General features: G+C 61.6%; 1 protein-coding gene. It reads left to right on the top strand.

Features of this window, described 5'->3' with window-relative positions:
* Positions 1 to 448: IS5 family transposase (locus tag D1094_RS18445; protein ID WP_147361107.1), on the top strand; the 448-nt coding region annotated here is incomplete at its 5' end.
* Positions 449 to 588: the final 140 nt, after the last annotated feature.

The following is a 588-nucleotide window of genomic DNA, read 5'->3' as shown; positions in this document are numbered from 1 at the left end:
CCACCGGAAAGGGCGGCGGCCAAAAAGGGGGGATCAGGCTCTGGGGCGTTCCCGAGGAGGACTGACGACCAAAATCCACATGGCCGTGGATGCACTCGGCCGACCGCTGAAGCTGATCCTCACACCCGGCCAGCGCGGCGACGCACCTCTCGCCCCGGCTCTGCTCGAAGGCCTCTCGCCGCGCCGCGTATTGGCCGACAAGGCCTATGATTCCAATGCTCTTCGCGGCCTTATCGCCAGCATGGGCGCCGAAGCGGTCATCCCCTGCAACCCAACCCGAAAGACGCCGATCCCTTACGACTTCAAGGCCTACAAGGTCCGTAACACCATCGAGCGCTGTTTCAACAAGCTCAAGCACTTCAGGCGCATCGCAACACGCTTCGACCGCCGCGCGACCCACTTCCTAAGCTTCTTGCAACTCGCCGCAGCAATGCTGTGGATGCGATGAATGTCGATTCAGCCTAGGGCAGGGGCGAAAAACTCTGCGAGGAAGGTGGGGCAGATGCGCGCACCACACCAATGGCCAATGGGGGATCGCTCCGGTCCGCGTTAAACTGGAAACGCGATAAACCAACGACTGAATAGCCC

The sequence above is a fragment of the Colwellia sp. RSH04 genome (assembly GCF_003545765.1).
Classification (GTDB): Bacteria; Pseudomonadota; Gammaproteobacteria; order Enterobacterales; family Alteromonadaceae; genus Colwellia.
This window is presented reverse-complemented; position numbering and strand designations above follow the sequence as displayed.